The sequence below is a fragment of the bacterium genome (genome assembly GCA_040753085.1).
In the GTDB taxonomy this organism is placed as follows: domain Bacteria; phylum UBA9089; class JASEGY01; order JASEGY01; family JASEGY01; genus JASEGY01.
Genome location: JBFMHI010000113.1, coordinates 1 through 8,806 on the forward strand (window position 1 = coordinate 1; position 8,806 = coordinate 8,806).

The window sequence follows — 8,806 nt, forward strand, 5'->3', positions numbered from 1 at the left end:
CACAGACACACAGTTTGTAGTCTGCTCTTTATGTTGATTTGTGTTAGTATCCAATCTCTTAATTTATAGAATCTCATAGTGTCCTCTCCCCCTAATAGTAAATTAGCGTAATTCTTCGCTATTACTATTGTCGGCAGAAAACCATTCATATATTAGTTCCAGGGAGGACACTATTTACATAAAAATTGCCTTGCTTCTTAATTATAGATATAAGATTTTCAGGTTCTTCAAAAGGCAAGAGTCAGCAACATGATTAAAAACAAATGGTTATGCTTGGTTTTAAATATTTCGAGCAACCTTTAAGTATTTGGAGAAGTCTGGCTTTTGAGGTTTACCCCAAATTCTTATTAGGTTTTTATTTTGCCGTTCCTTACTTTTATTTTTGTTGCCGATATGTCCTTACCGTCAGATGTCAAGTCGACAACTATGGCTTTCACATCCTTTTCCTTTTTTCGCAGTTCTTCTACAAGATTATCAATATTATATCTATATTCCTGAGCAATTTCATCTTTCGACTTCCAGAGTTCCTCTAATATTTCATTCTTCATCTATCTCACCTCCAATTAGTTCTTGGGGAGTACATATTTCAGGATAGTTGTATCCATTCGCTATAATTACTGAGCGAACCAGAGGTTTTGTTTCTGCATTATCAATATGGCGGCAGTTCCATGTCAGAAGGTAATCAATGTTGTGAACCGTAGAAAGTGCAATATGCAATGCATCGTCAGTAGCTTTCGTAGGTAGAGCACCTTCGGAAATCAGTTTCTTCGAAAGTTCTACCGCAGAATCTGTCAGTTTCAATAGAGGAATGCCTTCAATTGCTTTCAATCTCCGCTGTGATAGTTCTGGATCTCCTCGTCCAGCTTCTTCAATTACAAGTTCAGAAACAAATACTTCAAATATCTTTCGTCTCTTCTCCCACCATTCTACTGTCAAACTTTGCCAGGCTGCTGCGAAAAGATTTCGAGATGGCCTTCCTGTGAGATAACTTACAATTGAAGTCTCAATGTAGACCTTCTTTCTCATTTGATTTACCTTTCTCCAATTTCATTAATTTATGCCTAACGACATGATTTAGTCTCGCCCGATTGTACGAAAAACGCCCGTCCATCACAACACCGCACAGACGAATGACACTACAAAAAGAGGCGCGTGAGGCGTCGGCTGAAAGCGAATGTTAGACCACCTCCTTAGAAATTTTGAAAATTGAGATACCTGAATAAGGTCAATGGTTTCTCGTACCCCTTAAAATAAACGTAACCGTTCAGCCACAAAGCCACTAAGCCACGAAGAGAATGATAGAATAGCACACGGGCGTGTAAGTTTTTGCTCCGATTGTCCAAACGAGATAGCGCTTGGACCAGCTTGGAATGGATCTCCTCGCTCAATTCTTGTTGAGACGCTTTTGAGAATCGCTGTTACCTGGGTACAGACAAGATATAGAAACACCGCCAGAAAAAACCGGCCAAACTAAACTTTGTAGAAATGGAATCCATTCGCTCATAACATCCTCCGTATTTGTTTAATTTTTCAACGATCCGTGAAAAAGCCAAGGTGAGTCCAGATATCGGCGTTCCAGTTTCTGAAATAGCGCGGGCGCGTTTCTTCTTGGAGCGAGTTTTGCACAATACCCGTAATTAAAGGTTTTGTCTGCCTTCTACGGCAAAAACAATCTGAATATAAATTTAAGAATAGGTGTTGGCCATTTTCATTCTACAAACAGAACGCCTCTACGAGGCTGAATTTTGTTACATTTCCTTTATTCTACTACAAACAGAGTGCCTCTACGAGGCTAATCTCTTTATTTAATTTCGTGAAGCCCTATATTTAACAATGTTCCGAAAAATGGCTAAAAATATGAGATTCAGTCCTTACAAAACACAAGATATAGAGAGATTCGTATAAATTAACCCCTATATATTGTGGCTGAACGGTTACAATCGCAGAATACTTTAGCCTTTCCACGGATCGTTGTTATATATACTATATTACACCAAAAACAAGAAGTCAAGCGTTTTTTCCATCTGTTACGGAATCAGGATATACCACATCAGAACGGAATAATAACCCTTATGTACGGTTTAGCTGAGCGGCGGTTGTATCCGCCCGTCAGGGCGGGACGGCACGCCGTTTTATGCCTATTAAATCCTCATTAATTTAAATTCATTCTAATGCTCTGTCACGCTTGAAATTGTTGGTAACGCCTCTTTGCCCCTCATCTTAATCCTCTCCCCTCAGGGGAGAGGATTAATCGGTAATTCTTTTTCTTTTTCCCCTTCCGCCGGTTCCAAATGTGCAGTTACCTTTTGAGCGACACAGATAAGGGAAAGACCCCAGGGCAGATTGGTATATTTAAGTATCCGGCCTTCCAGGCCAAAGATAATGGCCAGGGTTTGATTTAGGATCTGGGGTAGTTCAAGGTAAGTTGTTTCAGGATGGTCGTGCCTGGACTTGAACCTTGATTGCAGGAAGCGAATAAGCACGATCGGCAAATAAAGAAAGGCGTTATAATAACTGAGCAGGAGAATTTTAAAACCTGCCTCCTCTATCTTTTTTCTTAAATCCGATTTAGTGTATCTTCTTTTATGTTCGAGGGCCTCATCGTGCTCACTCCAAAGAGAGGGGTGAGCCGGCACAGTGATCAGAACCCTGCCGCCGGGGACACAAACCCTGTGAAATTCAGATAAAGCCATCCGGTCATTGGCTAAGTGTTCTAATAAATCTAAAGCCAGGATGATATCAAACTGATCGGACTTAATGCCCTGGGACTCGGCGATCATCCGGCTCAATCTGCTCAACCCCCGACTTTGACAGAATTGAAGGGCCGCCGGGCTGTAATCTATGCCGACGGCTCGACCTAATTGGTTCAATATCCTGAGGTTAGCCCCTGTGCCACAGCCGACATCAAGTATCCGCGGCGGGCTTTGGGGAAGTGGGTAACCCTTGAGGATATAAGAAACAATCCTTCGCTTCCCAATGAACCACCAATAATTTTCTTCCAGTTCAAACATCCGCTGATATTCTTCTATTTTCATTTCACTTCCCCTGTATCTATTAACGGTATTGTCAAAATTTTTCGACCTGTGAAATAGGTTTATACAAATATCCCCCAATTAGGGTAAGAAAGAGAATAACTACTCAGGGTGATAGGCTAAAGGCTGAAGGCTAAAGGCTATTGAACTTCAGCCTTCAGCCTTCAGCCTTCAGCCTTTATTATGTTACAGTTATTAGCAAATGTCAAGTTTTTTCGTAACCGTTCAGCCACCAAGGCACGAAGACACGAAGGGGAAATTAAAGTATGTGTCTTAGAGAACATTAGAACAATAGAACAGCAGTTCTGAAACTTTCAGAAAAATCTTTACCTACTGCTCTGCTGCTCTATTTTTGTGTCTTAGTGTCTTTGTGGCTGAACACTTACGTTTTTTCGAATCATCTTCTACGTCCTCCAATTATTTCTAATCGGAGCTGAAGCGATTTTCCTTGACTAAATGAAGAAAGTAGAGTATAATAAAGCGAGCTTGTAACTACTCAGTCCTTCTTTTTTTGTCCGGCTGAATAGTTAGGCTGGATTTTTTGACTTCCCCAGCCATCTACAATTGTAACCGTTCACCTCACCACGGAGACACAGAGACACTGAGAAAAATCTAAAGGACAAGTCTCTTAATTCCGTCTTTCAAAACAGGTATTAAGTGCTTTTTCTAAAATCATTCTCCGTGTCTCTGTGGTGAACGATTACCTACAATTAAGCAATGAGGCAAGGCTATGCGAATAGGCGTCATTGGGGCCGGCACCTGTTCTCCAGAAATTGGCAATCTGGCCTATGAAGTGGGCAGAGAAATCGCCCAAAGAGGGGGGACCTTAATCTGTGGTGGATTAGGGGGGGTTATGGAACGGGCATGCGCTGGGGCCAGGTCGGCTGGTGGATTAACCATTGGCATCCTGCCTGGTCAGCGCGCCTCAGATGCTAATCCCTACGTGGATATCCCTGTGGTTACCGGCTTAGGCTATGCTCGAAACATTATTGTTGTCCTTTCTTCTCAGGCGCTCATTGCTATTTCCGGCAAGTATGGGACCCTTTCTGAGATAGCCTACGCCCTTAATTTCGAAAAACCGGTCATAGGCCTTAAAACCTGGAAATTTGAACAGACCGGCTATGAAGTCCCCCCCATTATTCGGGTAGAAACAGCTTTTGAGGCAGTAGAGGCAGCTTACAGGAAGGTAGGCAATGAGAGAAGATCTGAATTCAGTCGATGAAAAGCAAAAGATTGTTATCCGGTTTAGTCATCATCTTTACCTTTAATTTATGGGGGTGCGTTCAGGAGCCTTACCTGCGGGGCGGAGAACCAGGTGTTTATCACCCGGTAAAGCCCGGTGAGACCCTCTGGCGAATTGCTAAGGCCTATCAAGTTTCCCTGAAAGAGATATTGGAATCCAATCATATCCCTGATCCGATACATCTGGAGGTAGGTGAACGAATTTTTATCCCTGGGGCATCAAAGGTATTAATGGTAAACCTTTACCAACCTTTATCCAGTGAAGAACCCGTCGATACAAAAGAAGGGATTTATCATACGGTTAAGCCGGGCGAAACTATGTGGCGGATTGCTAAGACCTATGGTGTCTCGCTGGACTATCTGCTTCAAGTCAACCAGATTTCTGATGTGGCTTTTGTAGAGGTGGGCAGGGAGATATTTATTCCCGGCGCCCAAAAGGCGCTGGACATAGAACTTCCCAGGCCATCTTTGCTTGTCACCGGGACAGAGGCTGAGATATCTTTTGCCTGGCCACTGAAGGGGGAAATTATTTCCGGCTTTGGACCTCGAAATGACGGCCTACATAAGGGCATCGACATCAATGCCCCGGCCGGAACTGAAATCAAGGCAGCCGCTCGGGGGAAGGCAGTTTATTGTGGCGACGACATGAGGGGCTACGGTAAAATTATTATCCTGGAACATGAGGCGGGGTTTTCCACGGTATATGCCCATAATTCAGAAAATCTGGTTCAGGAAGGGGAAGAAGTCGAAAAAGGTCAACTCATCGGACGAGTAGGGGCTACTGGCCGGGCCACCAGCCCTCATCTTCACTTTGAAATCCGAAAAGATGGCCAAGCCCGGGATCCGATGATTTATCTGTCGTAACGGCGGATTTCAGATAATGGTAACCGTTCACCTCACCACGGAGACACAGAGACACTGAGAAAAATCTAAAGGACAAGTCTCTTAATGAGGTCTTTGTCGTTCAAAATTTAGACCACGCAAAAACTTCATATTGCTGCCCCAATTATTTGCTCTGTAAGTGCTTTTTCTAAAATCATTCTTCGTGTCTCTGTGTCTCTGTGGTGAACGATTACAGATAATGAAAGAAGGAGGTAGTTATTATGGGAAGGAATTGGTTAATGTGGGGTCTTTTAATAGTGGTGTTACTCATCGGGGTCCTCTTTTATGGAGGCAAGGAGAAATGGCTGGTTCAAAAAGAAAAAGTTGCCTCTACTCAAGAAGGTGTCCCTCCCAACAAACCGCCTGAGATATTTATTGACATCTCTCCCAAGGGAGGTGAAGCGCCTCTGGCGGTTGTTTTTACCGGCGGGGGAGAAGATAGTGATGGAAATGTGGTTCGTTACGAATGGGATTTTACCGATGACGGCACCTATGACTGGGTCTCCACCGAGGGGGGAAATACCTCTTATATCTACGTTAATCCAGGGACTTACACGGCTAAATTCAGGGTAACGGACGATGATGGTAAAATGAAGGTGACTTCGGTTGTTATCCCTGTTCTACCGGCGCTGGCCGGCCCAAAGACCAAGCAAGTGACTGAGACTGCCCACCGGCCGGAAGCTCTGGCTGAAATCCCCCTTGACCGTATGTTCAATGCTCCCCCTACCGCCAAGGCCGGACCGGATATTACTGTAGCCAGAGGAGACAAGATCGTCCTTGACGGATCCGGTTCTTCTGATCCGGATGGGAAGGTAGTCAGTTATCATTGGACGGCTAAGGAGAAATTAAACATTAAGACTAACAAACCTGTGCTCACCCTCACCCCTAATTCTAAACTTGCCGGCCAATCCGGTAAACATATGGTTACTCTAACGGTAACCGATAACAACGGCAATAAAGGATCTGATACGGCAACAGTAACTGTGCTTAAATCGGAGGTTAAAAGCAAGGTAAGGAGCCATAAGGTGATGAGCGAGGTTAAGAGGGAGGGCAATTTGGCGCCGGCTGTTCAGGCTACGGCCAACTCAACCAAAGGAAAATCGCCCTTCACCGTTTTCTTTGCCGCCCAGGGAAATGATCCTGATGGTCAGGTAATCAGCTATGAATGGGATTTTGACGAGGGGGGGTATGACTGGAAAGGCTCGAAGGGAGAAGCAGTCTATACTTATACTAAGGCCGGAGTTTATCTGGCCCAGGTAAAGGTTACTGATAATCAAAGGGCATCTGCCACTGATACCATTATCATTGTGGTTCTGTCCGGAGAGGAGATAAAATAAGATGCCAGCGCCAAAATTATCTACTATTACCATCATTGTCATAGCTATTATCTTTCTGGCCCTTTCCGGGCTGCGAAGTATCGGGGCCGGCGAGGTGGGGGTTCAGTTCTCCAAGATTAAGGGTGTCCTGCCTGAAGAACTGGACGAGGGCTGGCACTGGGTGGTGCCTGGTCTTGTCCAGATAAGCCGCTATTCCATACGTTCTCAGATCTATACTATGTCAGCCCGGATAGGTGAAGGAGTAGTTCGTGATGCGGATACCCTCTGGGCGCCTACCGCCGAGGGGTTAAAGGTGGGAGTAGACCTCACGGTCCGTTACCGGCTTATCCCGGATAAGGTGGATCAGGTTCACCAGAAGATCGGCCCCGACTTCGCCGAAAAGATTATCAGGCCTTCTATCAGGGCTACGGTGAGACTGCTTGTTTCCGAATACGGGATAATGGATGTTTACGGGATCAAGCGAGATGAGATTCAGCAAAAGGCCGAAGCCCAATTAAAAGAAAAGCTGGCCAAAGACGGCGTTGAGATAGAATCAGTTATGCTCCGGGATGTCTTCTTTACTCCGGAATATCAGAAGTCGATTGAAAACAAACAGATCGCCCAACAAAAGGCCCAGGAGATGCAGTTTGTCCTGGAAAAGGAACAGAAGGAGGCCGAACGTAAAAAGATCGAAGCCGAAGGGGTAAAATTAGCTACTATCATCAAGGCCGAAGGACAGGCCCAGGCCCTGGAAGAGATCAACCGGATGCTGGCTAAGAATAAGGATCTGCTTCAATATATGTATATAGATAAGCTGGCCGACGATGTTGAGGTCTTAGTGGTTCCCTCTGGAGCAGGGACGCTGATTAATCCTGAAGTGCTGCTTAAGGGAAGGTGAGGCTCCAGAATCCCGGGTACCCACGAAGTGGGGGTGAAATCCGAAATCGGAATAATCCGAAATCCGAAATCCGAAATTGAGTCGGCGGTGCTGGCTGGGGTAAGGTTGAACTTCCAGGACGAAACCAGCTTTAATAATTCCCTGACTGAATTGGCTGAATTAGCCAGAACTGCTGGGGCTGAGGTAGCTGGTTGCCTTGTCCAGGCAAGAGAACATCCTGACGTGGTTACCTTCATCGGTCAGGGTAAGGCCGAAGAATTAGCTAAACTGGCCAGGGAGAAAAAAGCGGATCTAATTATTTTCGACAATGACCTGACGGGAAGTCAGATTAGGAATTTAGAGCGAATTACGGGCTGCCGGGTTATTGACCGAACCGAGATCATCCTGGACATATTTGCCCAGCGGGCCTACACGGCTGAAGCTAAACTTCAGGTAGAATTAGCCCAATTGACCTATCTTTTACCCCGGTTGAAGGGGAAGGGCCTTTTACTCTCCAGATTGGGCGGCGGGATCGGCACTCGTGGCCCTGGAGAAACAAAGCTGGAGATAGACCGCCGTCGAATAAGAAAGCGAATTACCAGCCTGAAAAGGGCCATTCAGCAGGTAGCCAAACATCGGGCCCAACAGAGGGCCGGAAGAAAAGAGGAGATAGTCGGGGTACTGGTAGGCTACACCAACGCCGGCAAATCAACCCTCTTAAACACCCTGACCAAATCCCACATCAAGGTTGAAGATAAACTCTTCTCCACTTTGGATCCCACCACTCGTCGGCTTACCTTACCTAATGGCCGTCAACTTCTTCTGACTGATACGGTAGGTTTTATTCAGAACCTGCCTCACCATCTCATCTCTGCCTTTACGGCCACCCTGGAAGAAACCAGAGAAGCCGACCTCTTAATCCACGTGGTTGATGGTAGCAGTCCCTTCTGCGAGCAACAGATAGAATCAGTTTATCAGGTCCTCAAGGAGTTGGGTGTGGAAGGCAAACCTATTATGACGGTCATAAATAAGACTGATCTAATAGAAAGGCCGGTGCTGCGGCGGCTGTTATCTGTAACTGAACGCACCACAGCTATATCTGCCCTTAAGGGCGAGGGGATAGAGGAACTGCTGGAAGCCCTGACCCACTTCTCCATTTTAAGCTCGGAGCGATTAAGGTTGAGCCTTCCGTTTAAGGCGGGTCGGCTTTATGCCCTGATATGTAAACAAGGACGAATTATCTCTCGGCGATATCAGGAAGAAAATATTATTATCGAAGCGGAACTCCCGCGGCCACTGGCTAACAGATTAAGGGCGTGTCTGAAAAGGAGAGGTAACCGTTCAGCCACAGATGCACACAGATGAAACACGGAAAATCCGTGAGCCGTGTCCGTGATTCGGGTCTGTCCTTAGGCTGTAGGGACAACCCTTGTGGTTGTCCGTCTACGGAACGGACA

Annotated in this window: 8 protein-coding genes; 5 read left to right on the forward strand and 3 right to left on the reverse strand. The window is 45.7% G+C overall.

What is annotated here, in order from left to right; all coding sequences use genetic code 11:
• Nucleotides 1–347: 347 nt before the first annotated feature.
• The 3 genes from AB1797_10695 to AB1797_10705 form a co-directional block, all read right to left on the reverse strand.
• On the reverse strand, nt 348–548 hold the full coding sequence (locus AB1797_10695) for a hypothetical protein (protein MEW5768069.1): 201 nt from the start codon (nt 546–548) through the stop codon (nt 348–350).
• Nucleotides 538–1,026: a type II toxin-antitoxin system VapC family toxin gene (locus tag AB1797_10700; GenBank protein ID MEW5768070.1), complete on the reverse strand. Its 489-nt coding sequence runs from the start codon at nt 1,024–1,026 to the stop codon at nt 538–540. Before AB1797_10700 ends, AB1797_10695 begins: the two co-directional genes overlap by 11 nt.
• A gap of 1,208 nt (nt 1,027–2,234) precedes the next feature.
• A complete protein-coding gene (locus AB1797_10705) occupies nt 2,235–3,035 on the reverse strand; it encodes a methyltransferase domain-containing protein (GenBank protein ID MEW5768071.1) in 801 nt (266 codons plus the stop codon).
• 727 nt (nt 3,036–3,762) lie between these two features.
• On the opposite strand from AB1797_10705, the gene AB1797_10710 reads away from it, so the two are divergent.
• The 5 genes from AB1797_10710 to hflX all read left to right on the forward strand — a co-directional run bounded on the left by AB1797_10710 (nt 3,763) and on the right by hflX (nt 8,714).
• Nucleotides 3,763–4,254: a TIGR00725 family protein gene (locus AB1797_10710; GenBank protein MEW5768072.1), complete on the forward strand. Its 492-nt coding sequence runs from the start codon at nt 3,763–3,765 to the stop codon at nt 4,252–4,254.
• On the forward strand, nt 4,251–5,138 hold the full coding sequence (locus AB1797_10715; protein ID MEW5768073.1) for a M23 family metallopeptidase: 888 nt from the start codon (nt 4,251–4,253) through the stop codon (nt 5,136–5,138). The genes AB1797_10710 and AB1797_10715 overlap by 4 nt, the downstream gene beginning before the upstream one ends.
• Before the next feature lie 239 nt (nt 5,139–5,377).
• Nucleotides 5,378–6,493, forward strand: coding sequence for a PKD domain-containing protein (locus tag AB1797_10720; protein MEW5768074.1), 1,116 nt, complete (start codon nt 5,378–5,380; stop codon nt 6,491–6,493).
• Between the two features lies 1 nt (nt 6,494).
• Nucleotides 6,495–7,370, forward strand: coding sequence for a prohibitin family protein (locus AB1797_10725; GenBank protein ID MEW5768075.1), 876 nt, complete (start codon nt 6,495–6,497; stop codon nt 7,368–7,370).
• Nucleotides 7,371–7,403: 33 nt separating this feature from the next.
• Nucleotides 7,404–8,714 carry a GTPase HflX gene (hflX, locus tag AB1797_10730; GenBank protein ID MEW5768076.1) on the forward strand — a complete coding sequence of 437 codons (1,311 nt, stop codon included), beginning with the start codon at nt 7,404–7,406 and terminating at the stop codon, nt 8,712–8,714.
• Nucleotides 8,715–8,806 lie beyond the last annotated feature (92 nt).

Coding starts and splice junctions, on each gene's coding strand:
- AB1797_10695 (MEW5768069.1), bottom strand. CDS start 548: ATGAAGAATGAAATATTAGAGGAACTCTGGAAGTCGAAAGATGAAATT.
- AB1797_10700 (MEW5768070.1), bottom strand. CDS start 1,026: ATGAGAAAGAAGGTCTACATTGAGACTTCAATTGTAAGTTATCTCACA.
- AB1797_10705 (MEW5768071.1), bottom strand. CDS start 3,035: ATGAAAATAGAAGAATATCAGCGGATGTTTGAACTGGAAGAAAATTAT.
- AB1797_10710 (MEW5768072.1), top strand. CDS start 3,763: ATGCGAATAGGCGTCATTGGGGCCGGCACCTGTTCTCCAGAAATTGGC.
- AB1797_10715 (MEW5768073.1), top strand. CDS start 4,251: ATGAAAAGCAAAAGATTGTTATCCGGTTTAGTCATCATCTTTACCTTT.
- AB1797_10720 (MEW5768074.1), top strand. CDS start 5,378: ATGGGAAGGAATTGGTTAATGTGGGGTCTTTTAATAGTGGTGTTACTC.
- AB1797_10725 (MEW5768075.1), top strand. CDS start 6,495: ATGCCAGCGCCAAAATTATCTACTATTACCATCATTGTCATAGCTATT.